The organism is Streptomyces sp. NBC_00820 (assembly GCF_036347055.1).
Lineage (GTDB): Bacteria > Actinomycetota > Actinomycetes > Streptomycetales > Streptomycetaceae > Streptomyces.
In genome coordinates, this window is sequence record NZ_CP108882.1 from 7,555,104 (window position 1) to 7,581,665 (window position 26,562).

The window sequence follows — 26,562 nt, forward strand, 5'->3', positions numbered from 1 at the left end:
GCCGGAACCCCTGCCTCCGCCCGCGTCTCACCCCGTCCGGGAGCGGCTCCCGGTGCCGTGCCGCAGGCTCTCCGCCGCCGCGCCGAGGCCGTGGTGCCGGCGCCGGTCGACGGGGGTGCGGTGCAGGGCGATGAGCGCGGCGTCGTCGCCGAGGCGGCCGCCCGCGTGGGCCAGCAGGTCGCGCCGCAGGTGGTGCATCAGCGCCTCCGGACTCTCGTCCGTCCAGCGTGCGACCCGCTCGGCCAGCGGATAGAACCGGCCTCGCGCGTCCCGGGCCTCCACGACACCGTCGGTGTAGAGCAGCAGGGTGTCCCCGGGCCCGAAGGCGAACACGTCCAGGGTGTGTTCGGCGTCGCCGTGCACGCCCAGGGGCGGCGAGGGGTGCAGGCTCGGTACGGTGACCGCGTGCCCGGGGCTCAGCAGCAGCGGCGGAGGGTGGCCGCAACTGGTCATCAGGGTGACCGGATCGCGCTCCGGGACCTCCACCAGCAGTGCCGTGGCGAAACGCTCGCCCGCGTCCTCCGGTGTGTCCAGCTCGGCGGCGTACCGGGTGACGCTCTGGTCCAGCGAGGCGGCCAGCTCCGCCAGCCCCATGTGCCGGTGCGCGCTCTCCCGGAACGCGCCGAGCACCAGCGCGGCCTCCCCGATCGCCGGCAGCCCCTTGCCGCGCACGTCACCGATCAGGACACGGACGGCCCCGTCGTTCGAGGCCACCGCGTACAGGTCGCCGCCGATCTGGGCCTCGTCCTCGGCGGCGAGATAGAGGGACGCGATCCGCAGCGAGCCGATCCGCTCGGGCAACGGCCACATCAGCACGTGCTGCGCGGCCTCGGCGACGTTGCGGACCTGCGCCAGCTGGGCATTGCGTCGGTCCCGCACGACGCTGTAGACCACCACGATCACGCACAGCACGGCCAGGGTGATCAGCTGAACGATGTGGTTCGTGGTGCCGATGCCGCCGTGTTTGAGGGCGATGAGCGTCTGTCCGGCCAGCGCCAGGGCCCCGACGAAAGCGGTGGCGCGGGGCCCGGCCAGCGACGGGGTCAGCGCCGGCGCGATCACCAGTGCCGGACCCAGGTGGACGTTCATGGGCGCGCGCAGATCCACCACCGTGATCACCGCGATCAACGCGACCGGCAGCAACAGCAGCGCGTGTGCCGACCGCAACGGCTGCCGCAGACCCGCACCCCACTGCCGGAGGCTCATGCCTACCAGGGTGCGCCAGGACGCGGTGGACGGCATGTCGCCTTCGGCGAAGCGGCCGGTCTGGATCCCGGTGACCGCCAGTGGATCCCGGTGAGCGCATCCCCTAGCCGTTCAGCGTCCGCATACCCGCCTCGTCGTACCGCTCGCCCGAGACCTCGGGCAGCTCGGCGTCGATGCGGGCGAGGTCCTCCTCGGTGAGGACGATGTCGACGGCGGCCGCGTTCTGCTCCAGGTAGCCGCGGCGCTTGGTACCGGGGATCGGGACGATGTACTCGCCCTGCGCCAGGACCCAGGCGAGGGCCAGCTGGGCCGGTGTCACACCCTTCTCCGCCGCGATCTCCTTCACCTTCGCCGCCAGCCGGAGGTTCGCCTCGATGTTGGCCTCGGTGAAGCGGGGACTGCTGCGGCGCCAGTCGTTCTCGTCCAGCTCGTCGGGGGAGGAGAAGCGGCCGGCGAGGAAGCCGCGGCCGAGCGGCGAGTACGCCACGAAGCCGATGCCCAGCTCCCGGCAGGCTGGCAGCACCTCGGACTCCACGTCCCGCGACCAGAGCGAGTACTCGCTCTGCACAGCCGTGACCGGGTGAACGGCGTCGGCGCGCCGGATGGTCTCCGCGCTCGCCTCGCTCAGCCCGATGTGCCGCACCTTGCCCTCGGCGACCAGCTCGGCCAGCGCGCCGACCGTCTCCTCGATGGGCACGTTCGGGTCGACCCGGTGCTGGTAGTAGAGGTCGATGTGGTCGGTGCCGAGGCGCTGGAGCGAGCCGTCCACGGAAGCGCGGACATGCTCGGCCGAGCCGTCCTGCCGGCCCACCGTGGACATGTCGCCCGCCACCGCGTCGTCCATCCGGTAGTTGAACTTCGTGGCGAGCACGTACTCCTCGCGGTGCCCCCGGATCGCCTCGCCGACCAGGGACTCGTTGGTGAGCGGCCCGTAGACCTGCGCGGTGTCGAGGAAGTCGATCCCCAGCTCCCCGGCCCGCCGTATCGTCGCGATGCCCTCGTCCTGGTCGGCCGTCCCGTAGAAGGCGGACATCCCCATGCAGCCGAGGCCGATGGCCGATACCTGGAGATCCCGCAGACTGCGCTGTCGCATGTGGTGTCCCAGCCTTTCGCGAACATTCTGTGAGTGGTTCCGTACCAGTGCCGTACGACACGGAAAGCCCTCATCCATCTAGCGACGGATTCCGCCGCCCGGCATCCCGTGGGGGAGGCCGGGCGGCGTGCGGCGCGTGGTCGTCGGCACGGTCGCGACGCTACGGCTTGGAGCGCGCTCCAGGTCAAACTCAGCCGTTCAGGCGCACCGGCAGCTCGAACAGGTCGTTCTGGGTCACGACCGGCTTGTTGCGCAGCTCGGCCGCCGGCACCGCCAGGTCCAGGCCGGGGAAGCGGGCGTACAGCGCGGGCAGCGCCACGCCCGCCTCCAGGCGGGACAGCGCGGCTCCCGGGCAGACGTGCGGACCGTGCCCGAAGGAGATGTGCCGGTTCTTCGTCTCCCGCGCGATGTCGAAGTCCCCGGCGCTCGGGCCGTGCGCCTGCTCGTCGCGGCCTATCGCGCCGTACGACACGATCAGCGCGTCACCGGCCGGGATCACCCGGTCCCCGACCGGCACGTCCTCGGTCGCGAAGCGGATCAGGACGTGCGAGGTCGGGGTGGCGTAGCGCAGCGTCTCCTCGATCACCGCCGACCAGTCCGCCTGCCCGGACAGCACCAGAGCGCGCTGGTCGGGGTGGGTGGACAGGTTCACGACGGCGTTCGCGATCAGCGAGATCGTCGTCTCGTGACCGGCGGCGACCATCAGCTGCAGGGTGGAGACGATCTCCTCGTCGGTGAGGTGGTCACCGTCCTGCGAGGCGAGGATCAGCGCGCTGGTCAGGTCGTCGCCCGGCTCGGCCCGCTTCGCCGCCACCGTCTCCGCCATGATCTGCGCCAGCTCGGTGAGGGTCGCGATGACCTCGGCGGGCGGCGTCTGCGTGGAGAAGAACTTCTCGAACAGCACCTTGAGACGGGGCAGGTGCGCCTGGTCGATGCCCATCAGGTCGGCGACGACGTACATGGGCAGCGGATAGGCGAAGGCCGCCTTCAGGTCCACGACCTCCTCGCCGGCGGGCAGCGTGTCCAGCAGGTCCTGGGTCAGCTTCTCGATGCGCTCGCGCATCAGCTCCACCCGGCGCGGGGTGAGCGCCTGCGCGACCAGGGTGCGCATCCGGCGGTGGTCGGCGCCGTCGACGGTGAGCATGGAGCGGCCCGGGTTGGCCAGGCCGATCAGCGGCCAGTCCGCCGGGATCTCGCCGCGCCGCCAGGCGCCCCAGACGTTGATGTCCTTCACCAGGCGCGGGTCGGTGAGCAGCGCCTTGGCCTCGGCGTGGTGGGTGACCGCCCACACCGGGACGCCGCCGGGCAGCTCCACGGCGGCGAGCGGTCCGGCCGCGCGCAGCGCCGCGCTCTCACCGTCCAGGTCGGTGACGAAGGGGTCGAGGGCGATCCGGGAAGTCTCGGTACCGGTCGTCATCGTGACGTGCCTCCCAGGGCAAGAGTCGGGGGTACTGCGTCCGTCCGGGGCGATCCCCGGACCCCCGGCCGGACAGCGGCCCGGCCGGGGTGACGAGGAATCAGAGGGCGGGTACGGGTGTGAACCGCACGGGCAGTTCGGTCAGCCCGCGCAGCCAGGGCGAGGGCCGGCGGGCGAGGGACTCGGCGGGCACCGCCAGGTCGATGTCCGGCAGCCGGTCGAGGACGACCTCGATACCGGTGCGCGCGATCACCTCGGCGACCTCCTGCGCGGGGAACGGGCAGCGGTGCTCGCCGTGCCCGAAGGAGAAGTGCGCGTTGTTGCCGCCGGTCAGCGTGGAGGCGTCGGTGCGTACCTGCGGATCGGAGTTGGCGCCCTGCAGGCCGAGCAGCAGCAGGTCGCCGGCCCGTACGCGGCGACCGCCGAGGTGGGTGTCACGGGAGGCCCAGCGGCCGGCCACGTTCTGGGTGGGCGTGTCCTCCCACAGCACCTCGTTCATCGCCTCGGCCACGCTGTTGCGGCCGCCGAACAGGGAGGCGGCGAAGCGTTCGTCGGTGAGCATCAGCCGGATCGAGTTGCCGATCCAGTCGGCGGTCGGCTGGTGGCCGGCCGCCAGCATCACCATCAGGTCCTGGACGATCTCCTCGTCGGTGAACCCGCCGTCGTCCGCGAGCATCCGGGAGACCACGTCGTTCGCGGGCTCCTTCTTGCGGTCGGCCAGCAACTGCCCCATGGCGCCCGCCAGATGAGCCTGTCCCGCGAGGGCCCGCTCACGGCCGTCGATCATGTCGTTGAGGGCCGTGACCAGACCCGGCCCGTCCTCGTCCGGGAAGCCGTACAGCCGGGCGAGGACCCGTACCGGCAGCAGCATCGCGTAGTGGGCGACCAGGTCGGTCTCGCCCGAGGCGCAGACCGCGTCGATCAGCTCGTCCGCGAACCGCTCGGCGTGGTGGCGCAGTTCGAAGGCGTCCACCGCCTCCAGCGCGTTGCTGATCATCGCCGCGCGCTGCCGGTGCCGTTCGCCGACCGTGTAGAGGATCGACGGCTGCCGGTGGCCGATCATCGGCAGCAGCGGCCAGTCGTCCGGGACGTTCTCCCACTGGTTCCACAGCTCGGAGTCACGGCTGAACAGCACCGGATCGCCGGTCACCTGGTGCAGCTCGCGGTAGCCCAGCACCAGCCACGCGGGCAGGTCACCGTCGAGCAGCACCGGGACCACGGAGCCGTGGTCGCGCCGCATCTCCCGGTACAGACAGGAGGGTTCGCTCTGGAAGCGGGGCCCGCCGAGGGGGACGGCCTCGGACATCACACCAACTCCTGTCTGACCAGGCCCGCGTTCGCGGACGGGTCGGCGTACCGGTGCTTCACGTGCTGCACGAGCGTGATCAGCACCTGCTTGGCGGACTCGCGGGAGCGGGCGTCGCAGTCGACGAGCGGTACATGCGGATCCAGGTCAAGGGCCGCGCGGACGTCGGCGCCGGCGCGTGCCGGGCCGCCGAAGTCGTTGCAGGCCACGATGAACGGCGTGCCGTGGCGTTCGAGCCGGTCGATCGCGTACCAGGAGTCGTCGATCCGGCGGGTGTCGACCAGCACGACCGCGCCGAGCGTGCCCGAGAACAGCCGGTCCCACAGGAACCAGAAACGCTCCTGGCCCGGCGCGCCGAACAGGTACAGCACGTTGTGCGCGTCCAGCGTGATCCGGCCGAAGTCGAAGGCGACGGTGGTGGCGGTCTTACTGCTCACCTGGCCGATGTCGTCCACCGACTCGCCCGCCTGGGTCATCGTCTCCTCGGTGTTGAGGGGACGGATCTCGCTGACGGAGCGGACCAGGGTGGTCTTGCCGACGCCGAAACCGCCCACGACGACGATCTTCAGACCGTTGTCGGCGGAGGCACCCAACGGGGTGCGCGCGTCAGAGATTTCGGAGTCCAACGAGCACCTGCTCCAGGATGTCGGGGTCGGTGATGGCGGGCCGGCGCGGATGCCGTGCGCTGACGCGGCCCGCCGCCAGCAGGTCGCCGAGCAGCACCTTGGTGATGCTCACGGGCAGGCGCAGTTCGGCGGCGATCTCGACCACCGAGGTGGGGAACTCGGCGAGCCGCAGGATCGCCACGTGCTCCGACTGCATGCCGGGCACCGGCTCCGACTCGGTGACGACCAGCGTGACCAGGTCGAAGGGGCTGTCGGGGCCGGTGCCGGTGCGTCCCTGGGTGATGGTGTACAGACGGTCGGGAGCGTCGTCCCTGCCGGGACGGCTCATGACGAACGCGGCGGCGCGGTCAGGTGTTCGCCGAGTTGCTCCACCAGTTCGCTCATGTGGTGTCCCACGACGCCCGGGTCGGCGTCCTCGCTGGTGATGAGGGCCAGGTGCGCACCCGCACCCGCCTCCACGATGAACAGCACGCCCCCGTAGAACTCGGTCATCGCCGAGCGCACGCCTGGGTTGCCGTCGCCGAACTCCACGGACGCCCCGTGCGACAGCGACTGGATGCCGGCGGCGATCGCGGCGAGCTGGTCGGCCTGGTCGACCGACAGCTCCGGCGACCGGCACAGCTTCAGCCCGTCCCGGGACAGTACGAGTGCGTGCCGTGCGCCCGGGGTCCTCTCCAGCAGGCCCTCCAGGAGCCAGGTGAGCGTCTCGTCGGCGGTGGTCGGGCCGGTCATGAAGTGGTGTCGCCTTCCGGGAGCGTGTGCGTGTGCATGGGAGAAGCAGCGGGGGAGGGGGTGGGGGTGTCGTGCTCGGCCGCGTCGGGCGCGGAGCCCTGCGGCGAGCGGGTACCGGGGTCGTGGGCCGAGGCGTTCCGCGCGCCGTCGGCGGGACGGGCGGTGGAGGAGCCGTCCCGTGCGTGCCCCGTCTCGGCGGTCTGCGGGGAGGTGTCCCGTGTGCCCTGCGGCGAGCCGTCCGTACCGTCGTCCGGCGTGGAGCCGGCGGAGGGCTCCCGCGCCGCGGGGTCGTCCGGTGCGGAGGGGCGGACGGCCTGCCGGAAGCTGTTGAAGCGGGCGGCGCGCGTCTTTGCCTCGGCGCCGGCGGAGGCGGGGGACGAGGGGTCGCTCTGGGGCGCCGAGCGGGACCGCTCGGCTTCGGCGAGGGTGCGGCCCCGGCGCCGTTTGGGCAGGTTCGCCGGGCCTTCGGAGCCCTGCGGCTCCGGGGACTCCTGGCCCGTGGCCGCGGCGGTGACCGTCGGGGGTCCGGCGGGGCGCCCGGCGGCCGGGCGTACGGCCGCGGAGCTGCCGGAGCGCGTGGCAGCGGGGGCCGCGCCGGGTGCGGCGGGGTCGGTGAGGAGCTCCTGCGGTATCAGCATCAGCACGCCGGTGCCGCCGCGTGCCGACGGGCGGAAGGACACCTTCAGGCCGTACTTGCGGGCCAGCCGGCCCACCACGGTGAGCCCCAGCCGCGTGCCGGTCAGACCGCCCAGCTCGGAGGTGTCGCCGGCGACCGCGCGCTCGGCGCGGCGCAGCTGTACGTCCCCCATCACCAGGCCGCTGTCCTCCACGGACACGATGACACCGGCCGGCACCTCCTCCACGTACACGTGGACCTCGGCGGTCGGCGGGGAGAAGTTCGCCGCGTTGTCGAGGAGTTCGGCGAGCGCGTGCATCACGCCCTCGGCGGCGTGTCCGGCGACGGCGACCTCGCTGGCGGAGTGCACGCGCACCCGCTGGTAGCCGCTGATCCGGCCCATCGCACCGCGCAGGATGGACTCCATCGAGATGGGCCGCGCCCACCGCCGTCCCGAACGCGCCCCGGTCAGCACGGCGATGGAGTCCGCGAGCCGGCCGGCCTGCGCGGTGCGGTGGTCGAGCTGCAGGAGGTCGGTGAGCACGTCCTCGTCGGTGTGCCGGTCCTCCATCGCGCGCAGGTCCGCCAGGGTGGCCGTGGCCAGGGCCTGCATCCGGCCGGCCGCGTTGGAGGTGGCGGACACGGCCGCGGCACGGTCGCGCCGGGCTCGTTCCAGTTCCTCCGCCAGGCGGGTGATCTCGCCGCGGAGCTCCTCCCGCTCCCGTGTCCCGGTCTCCTCGGCGTGTGCCAGGTCGGTCGTGAACTCCGTCCGCTGCTCCGCCAGTTCGTCGATGAGCCGCTGCTGCTCCCGGCGCGCCTCCTCGGCCGCGCGGGTCTGCTCCAGCAGGAGCCGGCCGACGTCCCCGGTCACGCTCTCCAGCCGGCGCCGGGTGCCGCGCGCGGTGGCCATGGCCTGCACGGCCGTGGCCACGGCGGCGCAGAACACGGCCGCCGTGAGGCCCCCGCCCCAGAGCAGCGGGGTGCGCACCGAGTCCGGGGCGGCGGTCGCGACCGCGGTCAGCGTGAGTGCCGACAGGGCGGTGGTCACCGCGAGGGCGGCGGCGAGCGCGCGACGGGAAGGTCGGTCGCCGGGATGCGTGGGCGCGGTCATCGGTCCGGTCTGGTCCTCGCGGCAGATGGGGCGGGGTGGGTCGAAGCGGGCGAGCGGGAGGAGAGGGAGTGACTCTCCAAAGTGAACCGGCGGTCACTATACGAGAGTTGTTGATCAAAACAGAAAGACCTCGGACATCGTCCATCAAGTGGGCGCCCAAACATGCATGTTGACCATGAACCGGACATCAGGGTGCCGTACCGGCATAGGCCGCGAATTGACGGCGCGTCAGGAGCGCCGGCCGTGCTCCCCGCGCCCGTTCGCGGCTACTGCGACGCAGGTCCGGGGGATCTTGACGACCGTCCCCCGGCCCACCGCACCGTGACCGCCGGACCCGGCGCCGACCGCCCGGGAGACAGGGACGGCCCGCACGGAAACCACCCATCCACGCGATGGCGGCCGAAACGGGTCGAAGACGGGACCGACACCCCGCGCACCGGCGACACCGGAAGCGGGTCAAGGGGGCGGTGACACGCGGGCCGGCGGGGCGTCGGGCTGCCGCCCGAGCCGGCCGGGTCCTCGGCACGGCCCGTGCTCCGCGGCCGTCGTCGGCCTGTTCACCTGTCTGGCCGTCATCCGGCGCGCGCCCTCGGTGTGCACGCCGACCGGCGGACCGACGTCGAGGGAGTCGCCCCCCTCCCCCGATCCGGCCGGCCGCGAGTACCTCGTCGCCGTGGGCGCGGCGGTCGTACGCGGGCTCCCGCACGGCCGCGGGCGGCGGGTACGGGTACACGCGGCCGGCCGTCGTACGACGCCCGCCCCGGACCGGAAGGCCGTACCCGCGCGGGCGCGGACCGCCGGCACCCCCGTGCCGCGCGGGGGTGCCGCAGGATCACCCGGACGCCCCCGCCGGGACACGTCAATGTGACGGTTTTCGCACTTCGACGGGGACCGGCACCCCCTAGTGTTTCCGCGAGGTACGGCAAGGCGTGGCTGACACCATGGTGTCCGTCGCCGGCAGGCTGAAGGGGATCCAGGATGTTCCGTAAGGTACTGGTCGCCAACCGCGGGGAGATCGCGATCCGCGCGTTCCGGGCGGGCTACGAACTCGGGGCGCGCACGGTCGCCGTGTTCCCGCACGAGGACCGCAACTCGCTGCACCGGCTGAAGGCCGACGAGGCGTACGAGATCGGGGAACCGGGCCATCCGGTCCGGGCCTACCTCTCCGTCGGGGAGATCGTGGGCGCCGCGCGACGGGCCGGCGCCGACGCCGTCTACCCGGGCTACGGCTTCCTGTCGGAGAACCCCGAACTCGCCCGCGCCTGCGAGGAGGCGGGCATCACCTTCGTCGGGCCGAGCGCGGACACGCTGGAGCTGACCGGCAACAAGGCCCGCGCGGTCGCGGCCGCTCGGGCGGCGGGCGTTCCCGTCCTCGGCTCCTCCGCGCCCTCCGACGACGTGGACGAACTGGTCCGCGCCGCCGAGGAGATCGGCTTCCCCGTCTTCGTCAAGGCGGTCGCGGGCGGCGGCGGCCGCGGCATGCGCCGCGTGGAAGACCCCGCCCAGCTGCGGGAGTCCATCGAGGCGGCCTCCCGCGAGGCCGCGTCCGCGTTCGGCGACTCGACCGTCTTCCTGGAGAAGGCCGTCGTGGACCCCCGCCACATCGAGGTGCAGATCCTCGCCGACGGCGAGGGCGAGGTCATCCACCTCTTCGAGCGCGACTGCTCGCTCCAGCGCCGCCACCAGAAGGTCATCGAGATGGCGCCCGCGCCCAACCTCGACCCGGAGCTGCGGGACCGGATCTGCGCCGACGCCGTCCGCTTCGCCCGCGAGATCGGTTACCGCAACGCGGGCACCGTGGAATTCCTCCTCGACCGCGACGGCAACCACGTCTTCATCGAGATGAACCCGCGCATCCAGGTCGAGCACACGGTCACCGAGGAGGTCACCGACGTCGACCTGGTCCAGGCCCAGCTGCGCATCGCCTCCGGCGAGACCCTCGCCGACCTCGGCCTGTCCCAGGACACGGTCACCCTGCGCGGCGCCGCCCTCCAGTGCCGCATCACCACCGAGGACCCGGCCAACGGCTTCCGCCCGGACACCGGCCGGATCAGCGCCTACCGCTCACCGGGCGGCTCCGGCATCCGGCTCGACGGCGGAACCACCCACGCGGGTACGGAGATCAGCGCGCACTTCGACTCGATGCTGGTCAAACTCACCTGCCGGGGAAGGGACTTCGCTTCCGCCATCGGCCGGGCCCGGCGCGCCGTCGCCGAGTTCCGCATCCGGGGCGTGGCCACCAACATCCCCTTCCTGCAAGCCGTCCTGGACGACCCCGACTTCCGGGCCGGACGCGTCACCACGTCCTTCATCGAGCAGCGCCCACACCTGCTCACCTCCCGCCACTCCGCCGACCGCGGAACCAAGCTGCTCACCTACCTCGCCGACGTCACCGTCAACAAGCCGCACGGCGAACGGCCGGAACTCCTCGATCCCGTCACCAAGCTGCCCCCGCTGCCGGCCGGCGAGCCACCGGCCGGCTCCCGGCAACGGCTCGTCGACCTCGGCCCCGAGGGCTTCGCCCGCCACCTGCGCGAGTCCCCGGTGCTCGGCGTCACCGACACCACCTTCCGCGACGCCCACCAGTCGCTGCTGGCCACCCGGGTGCGCACCAAGGACCTCCTCGCCGTCGCGCCCGTCGTCGCCCGCACCCTCCCCGAGCTGCTGTCCCTGGAGTGCTGGGGCGGCGCGACGTACGACGTGGCGCTGCGCTTCCTCGCCGAGGACCCCTGGGAGCGGCTGTCCGCCCTGCGTGAGGCCGTACCCAACATCTGCCTCCAGATGCTGCTGCGCGGCCGCAACACCGTCGGCTACACCCCGTACCCGACCGAGGTGACCGACGCCTTCGTGCAGGAGGCCGCCGCCACCGGCATCGACATCTTCCGCATCTTCGACGCGCTCAACGACGTCGGCCAGATGCGGCCCGCCATCGAGGCCGTACGCGAGACCGGAACCGCGATCGCCGAGGTCGCCCTCTGCTACACCGCCGACCTGAGCGACCCCGCCGAGCGGCTGTACACCCTCGACTACTACCTCCGCCTCGCCGAGCAGATCGTCGAGGCCGGCGCCCACGTCCTTGCGGTCAAGGACATGGCCGGGCTGCTGCGCGCCCCGGCCGCCGCCAAGCTCGTCTCCGCGCTGCGCCGCGAGTTCGACCTGCCCGTGCACCTGCACACCCACGACACCGCGGGCGGCCAGCTCGCCACCTACCTCGCCGCGATCCAGGCCGGCGTGGACGCGGTGGACGGCGCGGTGGCCTCCATGGCGGGGACGACCTCGCAGCCGTCGCTGTCGGCGCTCGTCGCCGCCACCGACCACTCCGAGCGGCCCACCGGACTCGACCTCCAGGCGGTCGGCGACCTGGAGCCGTACTGGGAGAGCGTGCGGAAGATCTACGCCCCCTTCGAGGCGGGTCTCGCCTCCCCGACCGGCCGCGTCTACCACCACGAGATCCCCGGCGGCCAGCTGTCCAACCTGCGCACCCAGGCCGTCGCGCTCGGCCTCGGCGACCGTTTCGAGGACATCGAGGCGATGTACGCCGCCGCCGACCGTATCCTCGGGCACCTGGTCAAGGTCACCCCGTCCTCCAAGGTCGTCGGCGACCTCGCCCTGCACCTGGTCGGCGCCGGTGTCTCCCCGGCGGACTTCGAGGCGACCCCAGACCGTTTCGACATCCCCGACTCGGTCATCGGCTTCCTGCGCGGCGAGCTGGGCACTCCGCCCGGCGGCTGGCCGGAGCCGTTCCGCACCAAGGCCCTCCAGGGCCGCGGCGAGCCGAAGCCGGCCCCCGAACTGTCCGCCGACGACCGCGAGGGGCTGGCGAAGGACCGCCGCGCCACCCTCAACCGGCTGCTGTTCCCGGGCCCGACACGGGAGTTCGACACGCACCGCCAGTCGTTCGGCGACACGAGCGTCCTGGACAGCAAGGCCTTCTTCTACGGCCTGCGCCCCGCCAAGGAGTACGCCGTCGACCTGGACCCCGGTGTCCGGCTGCTGATCGAGCTCCAGGCGGTCGGCGAGGCCGACGAGCGAGGCATGCGCACCGTGATGTCGTCTCTCAACGGCCAGTTGCGGCCCATCCAGGTCCGCGACCGTGCCGCGGCCTCCGACGTGCCGGTGACCGAGAAGGCCGACCGCGCCAACCCGGGCCATGTGGCGGCGCCGTTCGCCGGTGTGGTGACGCTCGCGGTGGCCGAGGGCGACGAGGTCGAGGCGGGCGCGACCGTGGCCACCATCGAGGCGATGAAGATGGAGGCCACGATCACCGCCTCGAAGGCGGGCCGGGTCTCCCGGCGGGCCATCAACCGCATCCAGCAGGTGGAGGGCGGCGACCTGCTGGTCGAGATCGAATGAGCGGCCCGCGCCCCGGCCCGCCGAGGCGGTGACCCGCGGGGGAGCGCCGGCGCGGAGGCCGCACGGCACTGGCGGCTCCCAGGCCGGACGTGTCCCTCCGGGCCGGACGTGTCCCCCTGGGGCGAATGCGTCCCCCGGGCCGGACATGTCCCCTGGGCCGCACGGCTCCCCTGGGTCGCACGCGTTCCTCCGGCCCGAATCGCCGTTCGGAGCCGGGCGCTCGCCGCGGCCGCGGGCCACCGCCCCGGACCCGCGACCGGTCGGCCCCGGACCCGCGACCGGCCGGCTCCGGGTCCTACAGGCGGCCGGCCGGGTAACGCAGGCTGGCGAGGAGCAGGTTCGGGTCCTGCCGGGTGACGTACGCGGCGCTCGGTACGTAGACGCTCCGGCCGCGCACGGCCACCGAGGTCGGGTTGGACAGGCCGTCCTGCTGGGTCAGCACGACCGTGTGCGTGCCGTCGCGGCGCACCAGCACGACCTTGCTGGTGCCGTTCAGCGCGGCCAGCACGGTGTTGCCGTGGCCCGGGAAGGTGAAGTCGTCGATGCCTTCGAGGCCGCCGGCCCGCTGCTGCACCGGGCCGGCCGAGCCGTCCGCGTGGATGGGGACGGACAGCAGGGTCCCGCGGTCGCTGTTGGACACCCACACGGCGTCGCGGTGCACCTTGATCCCGTTGGCGCCGTAGCCGTTCGCGGGCGGTGCGGGCAGCGGGCCGAGGGCCGCCCCGCCGGCCCACGCGGTGGCCCTGCCGCCGGACCGCGGCACCCGCCAGACCGTGCCCCGTACCGAGTCGGCGACGTACAGCATGCCCCGGCGCTCGTCCAGGGCGAGGCCGTTGGGGAGCCCGTCCTGCGGGAGTTCGGCGATCTGCACCGGCGTGCCGCCGGCGCCGGGGACGCGCCAGATACCGGTCTTCCGGGTGCCGGTGGCGTAGTTGACGTACAGCGTGCCGTCGTGCGCGCGGACGATGCCGGTGACGACGGCACCGTGCATCAGGGGCGTGTCCGGGTTCGCCACGGCCGGCAGGGTCGCGAGGGTGCGGGTGGCTCCGTCCGGGGCGACGTGGACGACCTGACGGGCGTAGGCGAGCGTGAGGTCGGCGGAGCCGTCACGTTCGAGGGCGATGTTCTCGGGCATCCGCCCGGCGGCCAGGCCGAAGCGGGTGACGATGTGCGCGTCGGTGACGGTCGGCTCGTGACCGGCGGCGGGCGCCGCCGCGAGCAGGCCGAGAGCGAGGGCGGCCGTGGCGGTGCTCGCCAGGCGCGGGATTCGGGGCATGTGACCTCTCTTCGGACGGCGCGCGAGGCGCCGGCGTGCGGGGCCACACCAACATGACGCTCCGCCGGTCACCGGTGTCGGCAGCCGTGGCCGAGGGGTCGCCCGCGCGGCCCACGACACGGCGCCGTCCGGGGCGCGGCCGGGTGATGTCCCGCGCGAGCGGTCAGTCCCAGAGCGGGACGGTCATGACCTGCCGGAAGCCCTCCGGGCGGGCGTCGGTGTAGGTCAGACTCATCCGCGTGAAGTGCTTGACGCCGGGTTCCTTCTGCCACGGCTCCGGGCGGTCCAGCCGCACGGTCACCCGGTATCCGTGGAAGCGGCCGGCCGCACAGTACGGGTCGCAGTCGTTGACCACGTTCACGCCCTCGGCGACCGCCGAGTGCCGGCCCCACTGCGTCCAGCGCAGCCCGGTGAGCCTGCTGTTGCCGTCACCGCAGGCCAGGAGGAAGTCGGCCGGCTCGATGTCGCGCTGCCAGAAGCAGTCGACGAGCACGGGATGCGGGCCACGGAGCCGGTCGGCCGCAGAGGGTGCGGTGGCCGGGGACGCCGGGGAACCCGTGGCGGTGGTGGCGGTCGAGTGAGAAGGGGACGGTGCGGGGGAGGGGTTCGGCGGGCCGGCCGAAGCCGTGGTCATCGCCGCTGTGAGCAGGGCCCCCGCCGCCAGGGTCACCGCTGTCGCCGTCACTGATGCGCGCATGGCCGCTCCCACCCGTCGTGCTGTGTCCGACCGCGTTCCCCCGACGCTACGACCGTCCGCCCGGATGCACCAGTCGCGCAGGTCGTGCCGCGTGTCGAGGACCGCGGGCGGCTTTCCGGAGGGCTTCTCCGGGGCCCCTTGAGGCCTCCCCGGTGGACCTGGTGGGCGGGCCCCGCTGGGTGGGGCGTTTCGGCCGGTCCGCGCATGCCGCGGGCGGCCGTACCACGGTGCGGCGGGGGCGCTCGGTCGGCGAACACGCCAGTGATCGGCTTCCACGAGGGACGGATGTCCGTTTCGTACCATGAGCCGGTGATCAGGTCAGGTGGGCGACGTGTCCGGCGGCAGGGGCGGTGGAGTTCCGTGCGGTCCCGCTCGTTCGCGTGGGGCGTGGCCGGGATCGGCGTGGTGGCCGTCGCGGCGTCCGTGCTGCGCGGCGGGCCGGGGGACGCGGCGTCCGCCGGTTCCGCCGCACCGACCCCGGTGCGGTCGATCAGGGCCACGACACCCGCGGCGCCGGGGCCGCCGCGCCCTGTCGCCACCGTGCGGATCGCGGCCGTGGGCGACGTCGTGATGGGCTCGCTTCCGGACGCTCTGCCGCCGGACGACGGCGCCGGGTTCTTCGACCCCGTCGAGGACCTGCTGACCGGCGACGTGGTGCTCGGGAACCTGGAGGGAACGCTCACCACCGGCGGCTCCAGCAAGTGCGACTACGACAGTCCGAACTGCTTCGCGTTCCGCGTCCCCCCGCACTACGGCCAGTGGCTCAGGAAGGCCGGGTTCACGATGATGAACGTGGCCAACAACCACATCGACGACTTCGGAGCCGAGGGGCGCAGCGAGACGTTCGCCGCGCTGCGCTCGGCGCACCTGCCGTACACCGGCCGCCAGGGCCAGATCACCGTCCAGCGGGTCAAGGGCGTCCGGGTCGCCGTGGTCGGGTTCGCTCCCGACCGAGGGTCCAGCGATCTCACCGACATCCCCGCCGCGAAGCGGCTCACCGCTCGCGCCGCGACGATGGCGGACATCGTCGTCGTCACCATGCATGCCGGCGCGGAGGGCTCGGACCGCACCCATGTGGAGCCCGGCACCGAGTACTTCCTCGGCGAGGACCGCGGCGACAGCTATCGCTTCAGCCGTGCGGTGATCGACGCCGGCGCCGACCTGGTCGTGGGCAGCGGCCCGCACGTCATGCGGGGGATGGAGTTCTACAAGGGCCGGCTGATCGCCTACAGCCTGGGCAACTTCTCCGGCTACAAGGTGCTCGGCCTCGGCGGCGTGCTCTCCACCAGCGGCGTGCTCCAGGCCACCCTCCGTGCCGACGGCACCTATGTGTCCGGGCGTCTGCGCCCGACCCGGATCGTGGCGCCGGGCACACCGGAACCCGGCGGCGACGGCATCGACCTTGTCTCCGAGATGTCGGAAGAGGACTTCGGCCCGAACGCCGCCCGGATCTCGGACGACGGGACGATCCGGCGCCCGTAGCCGGGCACCGGCACCGCCCGGTCCGCGTCGGTCCGATCCGGTCTCAGCAGGTCCGATCCGGTCTCAGCAGGTCCCCTCGTCCTGCCACGGCCCCCACTCCGCGCCGGTGGGCACCTCGTTCTGGGTCCACCACTTGGCCTTCCAGTTGTGGTGGTTGTACGACGCCTCGTCGCCGCCCGTGTACACCGCGGTCGGGCTCCAGGGCGCCTTGCAGCCGGTGCCCGGCGGAGTCGGCGTCGGGGTCGGCGTGGGCGTGGAGCTGGGCGGGGTGGCGCCGGCGAACTTCACCGAGTACTTGGCGAAGTCCCACGCGTTCTGGGCCACGCTGGAGCAGGTCCCGGAGGTGCGCCCGCCGTTGTCGGCCGGGGTGCACTGGCGGTCGCGGTTCAGGGCCCAGAACGTGAACCGGTCCATGTTGTGGCCGGTCGCGTAGTCCAGCACGGTCTGGAAGTCGGCCTGCGAGAAGTACTCGCCGCTGTCGCTGCGGCCGTTCATGCCCGAGAAGCCCTCGTGGGCGTAGGCGGTGGCCTGGTCCCAGCCGAACGTGGACTGGAGGATCGCGTTGAAGTTGGTCAGGGCGGCGGTCTGGCTCGCGGCGCCGCTGAACCCGCCGTCGAAGGGCATGATGGAGAAGTTGTTCGGGGTGAACCCTTGCGACTTGGCCTCCAGCAGCATCTGCTTGCCGAACCAGCCGGTGCCGTCCGCCGTGCCCGCGGTGGTGACGGACACGTACAGGCCCGGGTTGTTCTGCTGGAGGATCTTCGCGGCGCCGATCTCGTTCCTGACGGCCGTCGTGTTCTCGTACTCCGGCTCCTCCAGGTCGAAGTCGATGGCGCGCAGGCCGTACTCGGTGACGACCTGCTGGTACGCCGCCGCCGTGGAGGCCGCGTCGGAGCAGGCCTGGCCCAGCTTGGTGCCGCCGTAGCCGCCGATGGAGACGGACACGTCGCCGCCCTTGGCGCGGATCGTGCTGATCACCGACTGTACGGCCGAGTCGGAGGACACCGGTGCCGTTCCGCCCCAAGTCGGCGAGCACCCGCCCCCGTTGGGGGCGAGAATGAAGGCCAGCTGGAAGGCCTTGAGGCCGCTGGCGTCCATGATGGCGGCCGCGTCCGGCGGGTTGTTGTCGAGCGGCATCAGGTAGGGGGCCGCGGCGTACCACCGGTTGCTCAGCGCGCCGGGGGCACCCGAGGCGTTGCCCGCGACCAGTGCGGCCGTGCCCGTGGCGGTCAGTCCGACGGCGGCCGCCGCTCCCAGACATGCGCGAAGACGTCTCACTGCGTCCTCCAGGGGTGTGGGGGTGGGGAGTTGACCCAGCCTCCGGGAGGTGTCGCAGTCACGTCAATGACTTGGTCTAGTCCAAAGGGTTCCGTTGGACTGGACCATAACGTTTCTTTACTCGACTCGACTTGACTCGCGTGGGTGCGGTCACGCGCGAGCGGCGGATGCGGCGCGTGGTGCGCTGTCACGGGTGCGCGACATGTCAACACTGCTATCTGGTAAGTGAGTTGTCGTGTAGGCGAAGGGTGGTGATCCGCCGCGCCGAAGAGGGGCGGCCCGTCAGATGATCCCTCCGTTGGCGCGTACGACCTGGCCGTTGACCCAGTGGCCGGCCGGAGAGGCGAGGAAGGCCACCACCTCGGCGATGTCGGCGGGCGTACCGAGGCGCTCCAGCGGAGGCTGCGCGGCCAGCCGGGCGACGGTCTCCTCGTCCTTGCCATCCAGGAACATGTCGGTGGCCGTGGGACCGGGGGCCACGGCGTTCGCGGTGACGTCCCGGCCGCGCAGCTCGCGGGCCAGGATCATGGTCAGCGCCTCGACCGCGCCCTTGCTCGCGCTGTAGGCGCCGTACGAGGGAAACGCCAGGCCCACCACGGAGGTGGAGAAGGCGATGAACGCGCCGCCCCGGCGCAGCGTCCGGGCGGCCTGCCGGGCCACCACGAAGGTGCCCCGGATGTTCGTGCGGTGCAGCGTGTCCAGCTCCGCCAGGTCCAGCTCGGCGATCGGCGCGAGGTACATCCGGCCGGCGGTGTGGACCACGACGTCCACCCCGCCGAACTCGGTGGCGGCCGTCTCGAAGAGCCTGTCGACCTGCTCCTCGTCGGCCACGTCGGCGCGGACGGCCACCGCCCGGCCGCCGGCCGCGGTGATCTCCTCGACGGCCGCCTCGGCCAGGTCGCGGCTGCCCGCGTACCCGACCACCACGGCGAACCCGTCGGCGGCCAGCCGCGTCACCGTCGCGCGGCCGATGCCGCGCGAGCCGCCGGTGACGATCGCGACGCGGGGGGCGGGAAGGGGCGATTCCTGGGAGGGCATGAGAACTCCTGAGTGCGGAAGTGTCGAGGGCGGTGACGCCGGCCCCGCCGGTCGGGGCCGTGACCCAAAGCCTGGGCCGGGGGCCGCGCGGGTGCCACGGCTGAGCGCACCCTGGGGTCGGCGACCCTTGGCTACGGGCGGCCGCGAGAGTGACCATGGAGGGCGTGAACCACTCCGAACTCCCCGCCTTCCTGAAGTCCCGCCGCGACCGGATCAGGCCGGCCGACGCCGGCCTGACCGCCGGGCCCCGCCGCCGGGTCCCGGGGCTGCGGCGCGAGGAGGTCGCCCAGCTGGCCGGGCTCTCCGCCGACTACTACACCGAGCTGGAACGCGGCCGCGGTGCCCAGCCCTCCGCACAGGTCCTCGCCGCCCTCGCCCGCGCGCTGCGGCTGAGCGGTGACGAGCGCGACCACCTCTACCACCTGGCCGAACGCCCGGTGCCCACCCCCCAGGCCACCGCGGCTCACCCCCAGGCGGCCCTGGTCGGCCTGCTGGACCGGCTCACCACCACCCCCGCCCAGGTGATCACCGACCTGCACCAGGTCCTCGTCCAGAACCCGCTCGCCCGGGCGCTCCTCGGCCCACCCCCGGCCACCCGCGGCCCCGAGGCGAGCTTCGTCCACCGCTGGTTCACCGAGCCCGCCGCCCGCGCCGTCCACCCCGTCGAGGACCACCCGCACCACTCCCGGATCTTCGTCGCCGACCTGCAGGCGGTCGCCGCCCGGCGCGCCAGGGATCCGGAGGTCACGCGGATGGTGGCCGCCCTGCGCCGCCGCAGCGAGGAGTTCGCCGCGCTGTGGGAGCAGCGGGACGTGGCCCTGCGCCGCACCGACCACAAGCGCATCGTCCACCCCGTCCTCGGTGTCATCGAGCTCGACTGCCACAACCTGTTCAGCGAGGACGGCCGCCAGCGCCTGCTGTGGTTCAGCGCGCCACCCGGCACCGAGGGGGCGGCACAGCTGGAGCTGCTGTCCGTGATCGGCACACAGGACATGACGGCCGGCGCGGAACGCCTGGGGCGCGGGCAGGGCTGATCCGGCCGGAACGTCCGCACTCGCCACCGAGCGCCCGATTCGCGGCGTACTCTGCGCAAGGGGCTGAGGGGCTGAGGGGCTGAGGGGCTGAGGGGCTGAGGGGCTGAGGGGCTGAGGGGCGGGATTCGATGGTTCAGGGACTCGGAGGTCCCGGGGTCCGGAGGTCCGGAGGTGTGGAGGCCCCGGGCCGCCCGGGGTTTCGGGGAGCCGGGGACGCGCGTGCCGGCATCGCCGGGGTGGCGCGGTCTCCGTAACCCCTGAACCACCCGATGTCCGCAGACCCATGGCGGACCGTCCGCCGTCTGCGGCACCCTTGACAGTGTGCGTACTGTTTCGCGACGTTTGAGCAGTGGGGCACGGCGGGGATCCGCAGACATCGACGAAATGGCAGGACGCGCCCGGCGCGTCATGGGGGGAGCGGTCGCCCATGCGATCCATGAGCCATGAAGCATCCACCTCACCAACGCGTGCCGCGTCCGGCACACCACTAGCGAAGCCGGCGGAAGGGCGGTCGAACTGAGGTGGAGATAACCATCCACAGACCCGGCGACCTCACCTCGGCGCTGCGCGGAGCCTGGCACCGGGCGATGGACGAGTCGCCCGAATACGCCAACCCGTTCCTCGCACCCGAGTTCACCATGGGAGTCGGCCGGTACCGCGGCGGGACGCGCATCGCGATCCTGCGGGAGCGCGGTGAACCGGTCGGCTTCTTCCCTTACGAGCGCGGCCCGTTCGGCACCGGCCGGGCCGTCGGACTCGGACTGTCCGACTGCCAGGCCCTGGTGCACCGGCCCGGCGTCACCTGGAACGCGGAGGAACTGCTGCGCGCCTGCGGGCTCAGCATCTTCGAGTTCGACCACCTCGTCCAGGAACAGCGGCCGTTCGCCCCGCATGTCACCGGCACCTTCGCCTCGCCGGTGATCGACGTGAAGCCCGGCGACGGCACCTACGCGGAATGGCTGCGCGGCGCCTACCCCGGGCTGGCCAAGACGACGCTGAAGAAGGAGCGCCGGCTCGGCCGGGACATCGGCGAGGTGCGCTTCGAGTTCGACGAGCGCGATCCGCGGGTCCTGCACACCCTCATGCGGTGGAAGTCCGCCCAGTACCGCCGTACAGGCCGTATGGACCGTTTCTCGCGGCCCTGGATCGTCGACCTCGTGGACCACCTGTTCCACGTCCGCGAGGAGCATTTCACCGGTGTCCTGTCCGTGCTCTACGCCGGTGACCGCCCCGTCGCCGCCCACTTCGGCCCCCGTTCCAGCACGGTCCTGGCCGCCTGGTTCACCGCGTACGACCCCGAACTGCACTACTACTCGCCCGGGTTGATGATGCACCTGCGGACGGCCGAGGCGGCCGCCCGGCACGGCGTGACCCTGGTCGACCTCGGCCGCGGCGACAAGGAGTACAAGGACTGGCTCAAGACCCGCGAACTGTACGTCGGTGAGGGCTTCGCCGCCCGCACCCATCCCGTGGCCCTCGCGCAGCGGCTGTGGCGCCGGCCGGTGCGCGGTCTGCGCAACACGGTCCTCGCCCACCCCGAGCTGCGCGAGCCAGCCGACCGACTGCTCAGGACGATGGGCCGGCTCCGCACCCAGGGCGGGGCGGCGACCTCCCGGGAGGGCGGGGCGACGGCTTCTCAGGAGGGCGGTCGACCGGAGTGAGTCGGGCGGCGGCTTCAGGGGAGGGGCGGGCGACCGGAGTGAGCGGGGCGGGGTGAGGGCCCTGCGGCGGCCTGGCGGCGGCGTCGCGCCTTGAGCTTGGAAACCGATCGGTTTACCGTGATGGAAACCGATCGGTCGGTGCCCCATCCAGCGAGAGACTTCATGGATGGGGACACCGTTGCTCAACGTGACGGTGGCCCACTTGCGACGAAGGTCGTGCGGCGTGTAAGCGGGCAGCCCGAGTCGGCGCATCACACGGTTCCAGGATTGCCGGACGAGGTCCGGACTCGTCATGCCCGCCACGTTGTTCACGATCGGAAGTCGAGGAACGATTGAGCGATGCGTGAGCGGACGGCTCGTGCCGCGCCGTCCGCTCACGCATCGCTCACGCAGACCGTGGGTTTGACCAGTACCGATACCCGCCCCAAAGCAGGACCCGACCGCACACGAATACGGACGCGGAGTCCGTGACAGCAGGAGATGTTGGTCGTCATGGCGGCGAGCCGACCGGGAGTGAAGCGGTCCGTCGCTTCATGGAATGAACTGCACCTCCGGGAAGGCCGGGCACGGGCCGTCGAGCAGGTGCCCTCGGTGGTGTCGTAGGTGCAGGTCGAAGAAGGCGAGCGGGTAAGCCTGCTGGATCCGCACCGCCCGGGCGGGATCGAGTGTGCCGATCCAGCCCTGGAGGTCCGCGTTGCTCATCCCGACGGCCTGCGCCAGTTGCGGGATCAGGAACTGTTGGTCGCAGTACGACCCGTGAACCGCGCCCTCCGCCTGGACGTTGAGCCGCCATCCCCGCAGGTGCGACCAGAACTCGGCGACGCTCGGCTGCGTGGCCCGGGGGAACTCGGCGGTCATCAGCATGAACGGCCGGTCCAGGTCGGTGGTGACCGTCGGCTGCATCGGCCCGTCGAAGCTCAGCCCGGCCCGGACGCGCCGGTCCTCGCTCATCACGAAGGCCGTCGCCGACGCGCCCTTCGACCAGCCGAACATGCCGATGCGCTGCGGATCGAGGGTGCCGAGCAGACCGGCCGGCAGCGGCCGGTGTTCGGCGTCGGGGTTGCGCCCGGCCGCGAGATCCTCGACGCGGTCGAGCACGAACCGGATGTCGGTGGCGAAGTCCCGCGGTGTCAGGCCAGGTCGGTCGAGCCCCGTGAACCGGCCGTCGGGGAACACGCTGAACGCGTCGTACGTATGGTCCACCGTGACCACCACATACCCGTGGCTGGCAAGCTCCTGCACCACGATGGTGGTGTCCGCCCGGTGATCGTGCGCGCCGTGCGAGAAGACGACGACGGGCAGTCGTCGGCCCGTTCGCAGCACCGGTGCGCTCTCGTGGCCGGCCGTTAGCGGCGCCACCGCCACATCGGCCGGGAAGCCCGCCGACGTGAGGAGTGCCCGCATCACGGCGGGGGACGTCCACCGGGCCAGTGGATACCGATCGACGCCCCGGGCGGGATACCAGACGGAGGCCATCAACTCGCGGTGGTGCCCGGGGCCGGCCACGGGATCGGGACGTGAAGTGTCGACGAGGTGCAAGGGCACCGTGCCCACCGGGTACGGTCCGGTGGGCACGGGCAGGGTGAGCTGCACCGGGCCCGGAGCGGTCGAAGCCGCCCTCGCCTGGCCTGCCGCGCCAATCGGCACGGTGACCCCGACGGCCAGCGCGGCTCCGAGCATGCGACGGCGCGTCGTTCCTTCTTGGTTCATGAACGGCGTGGTTGTCACGGACCCTCCCTGGGTTTCTGGACAGCACTGGGCTACACCCGGCGCCTGGGCCGCCGGCCCGGGCCGGCAATGTTTCGGTCTTGATCAGCTCAGTGGTTCGGTGGAATGCGGCCTTCACGCGGCGCGGACATGAGGTAGGCGAGCACGGCCAACACCCGGCGGTTGTCGTCGTCGGAAGGGGCGAGCTCCAGCTTGGTGAAGATGCTCGTGCTGTGCTTGGACACGGCCTTCTCGCTGATGAAGAGCCGGCTCGCGATGGCGCTGTTGGAGCGCCCCTCGGCCATGAGCTCAAGCACCTGGCGTTCCCGCTCGGTGAGTCTGGAGAGGGATTCGCGTTCGCCACGGCTGCGGCGGCCGAGCAGCTTGGTGACCACTTCGGGGTCCATGACCGTGCCGCCGGCGGCGACCGTACGGATCACGTCGACGAACTGGTCGTCGCTGAACACCCGGTCCTTGAGCAGGTAGCCGACCCCTCCGGCCTGGTCGGCGAGCAGTTCCTGGGCATAGATCTGCTCGACGTACTGCGAGAGCAGCAGGATCGGCAGCCCGGGCATCCGTTCCCGGGCGGACAGCGCCGCACGGAGTCCGTCGTCGGTGTGGGTGGGCGGCAGCCTGATGTCCACGATCGCGAGGTCCGGCCGGTGCTCCAGCAGCGCGTCGAGCAGGCCCGGCGCGCTGTCGGTGGCCGCCACGATCTCGAACCCTCGCGCCTTGAGGAGCCTGACCAGCCCCTCCCGGAGCAGGAAGAGATCCTCCGCGACGACTATGCGCACGGCACCTCCATGACCACGATCGTCGGCCCGCCGGGCGGGCTGCTGACCGCCAGGATGCCGTCGAAGGCCGCGAGTCGCCGCTCCACCCCGGCCAGCCCGGTGCCCCGGGTGGGATCCGCGCCGCCCACCCCGTCGTCGACCACCTCGATGCGCAGCAGCCCGTCCGCCCGGGCCATTCGGATCTGAAGGCCGTGCGCCGAGGCGTGCCGGACGGCGTTGGTGACCACTTCGGCGACGGCGAAGTAGCAGGCCGATTCCAGCGGGGCGGCGAGCCGCTCGGGCAGATCGATCTCGGTCTCACACGGCAGGGGCAGGTCCAGTGCGAGCGCCCGGACCGCCTCCCCCAGACCCCGGTCGGCCAGCATCGGCGGGTGCATCCCCCTGATCAGGCCGCGCAGTTCCGCCAGTGCCGCCGCCGAGGCGACGCGGGCCTCCACGACCAGTGCGGCGGCCTCGTGCGGATCGCTGTGGATCATCTCCTCCGCGACCCGGAGGTTCATCCCGATGGTGACCAGCCGTCCCTGAGCGCCGTCGTGCAGGTCCCGCTCGATCCTGCGCAGCTCCGCGGCCGCGGAGCCGACCGCATCGGCCCGCGTCTCGGTCAGCTCCCGCACCCGCCGGGCCAGCGCCGGGTCCGGCCCGCGCCCGAGCAGCCGGCCGGCATCCGCCAGCACGGTCCTCGGCAGCAGCCACAGCCCGAAGGCCAGCAGCACCGCCCCCTGGATGCCGCCGAGGACCGAAGCATGGTGAGCAACCGTTTCGAAGGAACCGAACGGCGCCGGTACGCCTGGGGAGCCGTACCTCCGCACCTCCACCATGTCTTGCCCGAACCCGCTCTGCGCGACGTCGTACGCCCCGATCCCCACCAGCCCCAGGACCGCCAGGTCCGCCGCCGCCCTCGGCCACCGCACCAGCCCGGCCACAACGGCCGCCAGCAGCGCCAGTCCGGCCAGGTAACTCGTCACGGCCGGCCCGATCCCGGTGCCCGGCGGCGCGGGCCGCCACAGATCGAGGCCGAGCAGGTCGCCGGTCATCACCACGACGGCGGGCAGCAGCAGGGCCCAGCGTGCGGACCTGAACGCATCGGCTCCGGCCAGGCGTTCGGGCCTGCCGTTCGCCGGCCGGCGCAGAGCCGCACCGGCGAAGGCGGCGAGCACCGGGATGCTCACACAGGCCACCAGGACATTCAGGGGTGTCAGGGGGTAGTAAACAGGGGAACGCGTGAGCGCGTGCGTGGCCCAGTACGTCCATTCCAGCAGTTCACCGGTCACCGCCGCGACCACGGGCAGGACCCAACGCCTGGGCGCACGTGCCGAGTCGATCAGCGCGGTGGCCAGCAGACCGGCCGTCAGCAGCCCCGTCGGGAGCAGCCCGTCGGGCTGGAGATCCGGTGAGGTGGCGATGTAGCCACCCGTTCCGGCGGAGTTGTGCAGGGCGAGCAGCAGAGCCGGCACACTGCCGTACGCCGCCGTCCCTACCAGCCCCGCCACGACCGGCCAGCCGATCCGCCCAGCCGGTCGCGCGATGCGCCCCGGCCGGTCCCGCGCCTGCTCCGCCCTGAAGGCCAGCACGGCGCAGACCGCGGTCATCGCCAGGAGCACGCCCCCCGGCCAGGGCGCCCCGTCCACTGGAAACGGCCACATATTCGTCCCTCGTCTCGTCTCCCAGGCCACGCGCTGTGACCTGGAGATCATGCTGCTGCGAGGGGACCAGCAAGTGCCATGGGCCGAAACCTACTTCTGGGGTAGGCAAACACCTACCCCGGGATGCCTCTGCTGGAAGTTTCGGCCGGAAAGAGACAGTCGGGACGTGCCCGGGGGGGTGCTGTGCGCACCACGCGGTCAGCTCCGCCTACCTGCGCCACTCCTGCCACCCGCCTCAAGTCATCGCATCGAGCGGCAACTTGCGGCAGGCACACCCCATCCTCTTGAAGTACGAGCGCCAACACACCCATCCACTTGATGCTCAAGCAGAATTGGCGGCTTGGTGGCGCCGGCCGCAGCACGCTGGCACTCCGCACGCGGTCACGCCCAGCAGGCCGAAGCCTCCCGTCAGACCGCCGAGCATCTTCGCGCCGCCTACCACCAGGCCGCCGCCGCACCCATGCAGGCCCTGCGCGACCAGGGCCGAGTCCAGCCCGAAGCCCAGCGCCGCACCTACGAGACCACCATCCGCGCAGCCCTGCCCGCCGACACGAACACGAAGAACGATGCCCTGGCAGCCACCCCGGCCCAGGCCGAGCAGACAGGCCACGACCCCAAGGCCCTCCTGCAGAAGACCATCGTCATGCGCGACCTCGACACGGCCGAGGACGTGAACGACGTCCTGGTCTGGCGACTGCGCCACCTCGCCCAACTCCGCGCCCACCCGGGCGAAGCCACTCGACGCCCGCAGACCGGCACCGGTGGGGCCAAACCTCCCGCCAACCAGGCTGGCGTCCGACCCGCGCCCCCGGCCTCGCCCAGGCCTGCCGCACCGGACCCGCGCAGCCGCCCGCCGCGCCGCTGAGCAGCAGTCCGGCAGGGCCACGACTGGCCTGTCGGACGGCGCGAAACCCCTGGACGACCGGCTCGACCGGTTGTTACGGATGAAGAGAAGGCCCTCGACCGGGAGATGACGCACGTGCTCAGAACGACCGACCACCACGTAGAGCCGACCCCCGTCCTGCCCGCCGCCCCCGCCGTAAGTGATCCGCTGCTGCAACTCCAGTACGAGACGCGGCCGCCCAGCGGCCCCGGCGCAACGCGCTGCCTCAGCCACCCGCCGGAGCTGTCCCTGCGCGGGATCCTCGTGATGTGCTCGGCCTGCCGGGCGCGGCGCGACTGGCTGCTCATCAACCACGACACCCCCTAGGGCCTCTCTTCCGGATCTTGCCGGGGTCGCGGGGTCTGGCACGCACTCCCCCAAGCTCTGCGAGCAGGGGGTACCCCCAGCGGCGTTGTCGTCGGTCTCCCCCAAGCTCTCGGCTTCGCTCGAGCAGGGAGGGACCCCCATCGCGCCGCGTCGACTCCCTCCTCCGCCTTGCAGCTGCACGCACCAGACCCCGCTCGGGTCGGCCAGAAGGCACCGCAGACCGGAGCCGGCCTGATCCGGAAGAAAGACCCCAGGTCCGCTGCCACTGCAGCGACCAGTGGC

20 protein-coding genes are annotated in these 26,562 nt (G+C 72.5%); 5 read left to right on the forward strand and 15 right to left on the reverse strand.

The window, feature by feature from the left end:
- Positions 1–27: 27 nt before the first annotated feature.
- From OIB37_RS33705 to OIB37_RS33740, 8 genes are all read right to left on the reverse strand, one after another.
- Positions 28–1,206: a PP2C family protein-serine/threonine phosphatase gene (locus OIB37_RS33705; RefSeq protein WP_330461388.1), complete on the reverse strand. Its 1,179-nt coding sequence runs from the start codon at positions 1,204–1,206 to the stop codon at positions 28–30.
- A gap of 103 nt (positions 1,207–1,309) precedes the next feature.
- Entirely contained in the window at positions 1,310–2,299 is a 990-nt protein-coding gene (locus tag OIB37_RS33710) for an aldo/keto reductase (RefSeq protein WP_330461389.1), read from the reverse strand.
- A gap of 190 nt (positions 2,300–2,489) precedes the next feature.
- Positions 2,490–3,716, reverse strand: a complete 1,227-nt coding sequence (locus OIB37_RS33715) for a cytochrome P450 family protein (RefSeq protein ID WP_330461390.1) — start codon at positions 3,714–3,716, stop codon at positions 2,490–2,492.
- Positions 3,717–3,816: 100 nt separating this feature from the next.
- Positions 3,817–5,022, reverse strand: a complete 1,206-nt coding sequence (locus OIB37_RS33720) for a cytochrome P450 (RefSeq protein ID WP_330461391.1) — start codon at positions 5,020–5,022, stop codon at positions 3,817–3,819.
- Positions 5,022–5,648 (reverse strand): GTP-binding protein, encoded by a 627-nt coding sequence (locus OIB37_RS33725; RefSeq protein WP_443058239.1) that lies wholly within the window; start codon positions 5,646–5,648, stop codon positions 5,022–5,024. Before OIB37_RS33725 ends, OIB37_RS33720 begins: the two co-directional genes overlap by 1 nt.
- The gene (locus OIB37_RS33730) at positions 5,629–5,976 is read right to left on the reverse strand and encodes a DUF742 domain-containing protein (protein ID WP_330461392.1); all 348 of its coding nucleotides are present in this window, start codon (positions 5,974–5,976) and stop codon (positions 5,629–5,631) included. The genes OIB37_RS33725 and OIB37_RS33730 overlap by 20 nt, the downstream gene beginning before the upstream one ends.
- Positions 5,973–6,380, reverse strand: coding sequence for a roadblock/LC7 domain-containing protein (locus tag OIB37_RS33735; RefSeq protein ID WP_330461393.1), 408 nt, complete (start codon positions 6,378–6,380; stop codon positions 5,973–5,975). Before OIB37_RS33735 ends, OIB37_RS33730 begins: the two co-directional genes overlap by 4 nt.
- Entirely contained in the window at positions 6,377–8,107 is a 1,731-nt protein-coding gene (locus tag OIB37_RS33740) for an ATP-binding protein (RefSeq protein WP_330461394.1), read from the reverse strand. Before OIB37_RS33740 ends, OIB37_RS33735 begins: the two co-directional genes overlap by 4 nt.
- 978 nt (positions 8,108–9,085) lie before the next feature.
- Between OIB37_RS33740 and OIB37_RS33745 the strand changes: the two genes are divergently transcribed.
- Entirely contained in the window at positions 9,086–12,460 is a 3,375-nt protein-coding gene (locus tag OIB37_RS33745; protein WP_330461395.1) for a pyruvate carboxylase, read from the forward strand.
- Between the two features lie 295 nt (positions 12,461–12,755).
- Here OIB37_RS33745 and OIB37_RS33750 read toward each other — a convergent pair whose 3' ends face one another.
- On the reverse strand, positions 12,756–13,736 hold the full coding sequence (locus OIB37_RS33750) for an SMP-30/gluconolactonase/LRE family protein (protein WP_330461396.1): 981 nt from the start codon (positions 13,734–13,736) through the stop codon (positions 12,756–12,758).
- Positions 13,737–13,899: 163 nt separating this feature from the next.
- Positions 13,900–14,433 carry a hypothetical protein gene (locus OIB37_RS33755; RefSeq protein WP_330461397.1) on the reverse strand — a complete coding sequence of 178 codons (534 nt, stop codon included), beginning with the start codon at positions 14,431–14,433 and terminating at the stop codon, positions 13,900–13,902.
- Between the two features lie 360 nt (positions 14,434–14,793).
- On the opposite strand from OIB37_RS33755, the gene OIB37_RS33760 reads away from it, so the two are divergent.
- Positions 14,794–15,915: a CapA family protein gene (locus tag OIB37_RS33760; RefSeq protein WP_330461398.1), complete on the forward strand. Its 1,122-nt coding sequence runs from the start codon at positions 14,794–14,796 to the stop codon at positions 15,913–15,915.
- 63 nt (positions 15,916–15,978) lie between these two features.
- On the opposite strand, the gene OIB37_RS33765 is transcribed toward OIB37_RS33760, so the two are convergent.
- Positions 15,979–17,193 carry a carbohydrate-binding protein gene (locus OIB37_RS33765; RefSeq protein ID WP_330461399.1) on the reverse strand — a complete coding sequence of 405 codons (1,215 nt, stop codon included), beginning with the start codon at positions 17,191–17,193 and terminating at the stop codon, positions 15,979–15,981.
- A 282-nt stretch (positions 17,194–17,475) separates the two neighbouring features.
- Positions 17,476–18,231 carry an SDR family oxidoreductase gene (locus OIB37_RS33770; RefSeq protein WP_330461400.1) on the reverse strand — a complete coding sequence of 252 codons (756 nt, stop codon included), beginning with the start codon at positions 18,229–18,231 and terminating at the stop codon, positions 17,476–17,478.
- 164 nt (positions 18,232–18,395) lie between these two features.
- Here OIB37_RS33770 and OIB37_RS33775 point away from each other — a divergent pair, with 164 nt between their 5' ends.
- Together OIB37_RS33775 and OIB37_RS33780 are read left to right on the forward strand one after the other, a co-directional pair.
- Entirely contained in the window at positions 18,396–19,265 is an 870-nt protein-coding gene (locus tag OIB37_RS33775) for a helix-turn-helix transcriptional regulator (RefSeq protein ID WP_330461401.1), read from the forward strand.
- Positions 19,266–19,786: 521 nt separating this feature from the next.
- The gene (locus OIB37_RS33780) at positions 19,787–20,926 is read left to right on the forward strand and encodes a GNAT family N-acetyltransferase (RefSeq protein ID WP_330461402.1); all 1,140 of its coding nucleotides are present in this window, start codon (positions 19,787–19,789) and stop codon (positions 20,924–20,926) included.
- A 531-nt stretch (positions 20,927–21,457) separates the two neighbouring features.
- Here the strand turns inward: OIB37_RS33780 and OIB37_RS33785 are convergent.
- From OIB37_RS33785 to OIB37_RS33795, 3 genes are all read right to left on the reverse strand, one after another.
- The gene (locus tag OIB37_RS33785; RefSeq protein ID WP_330461403.1) at positions 21,458–22,654 is read right to left on the reverse strand and encodes an alpha/beta hydrolase family protein; all 1,197 of its coding nucleotides are present in this window, start codon (positions 22,652–22,654) and stop codon (positions 21,458–21,460) included.
- Between the two features lie 89 nt (positions 22,655–22,743).
- On the reverse strand, positions 22,744–23,427 hold the full coding sequence (locus OIB37_RS33790) for a response regulator transcription factor (RefSeq protein WP_330461404.1): 684 nt from the start codon (positions 23,425–23,427) through the stop codon (positions 22,744–22,746).
- Positions 23,418–25,016 (reverse strand): sensor histidine kinase, encoded by a 1,599-nt coding sequence (locus tag OIB37_RS33795; RefSeq protein ID WP_330461405.1) that lies wholly within the window; start codon positions 25,014–25,016, stop codon positions 23,418–23,420. Before OIB37_RS33795 ends, OIB37_RS33790 begins: the two co-directional genes overlap by 10 nt.
- 394 nt (positions 25,017–25,410) lie before the next feature.
- Here OIB37_RS33795 and OIB37_RS33800 point away from each other — a divergent pair, with 394 nt between their 5' ends.
- Complete coding sequence (locus OIB37_RS33800; protein ID WP_330461406.1) at positions 25,411–25,935, forward strand: hypothetical protein; 525 nt, start codon at positions 25,411–25,413, stop codon at positions 25,933–25,935.
- Positions 25,936–26,562: the final 627 nt, after the last annotated feature.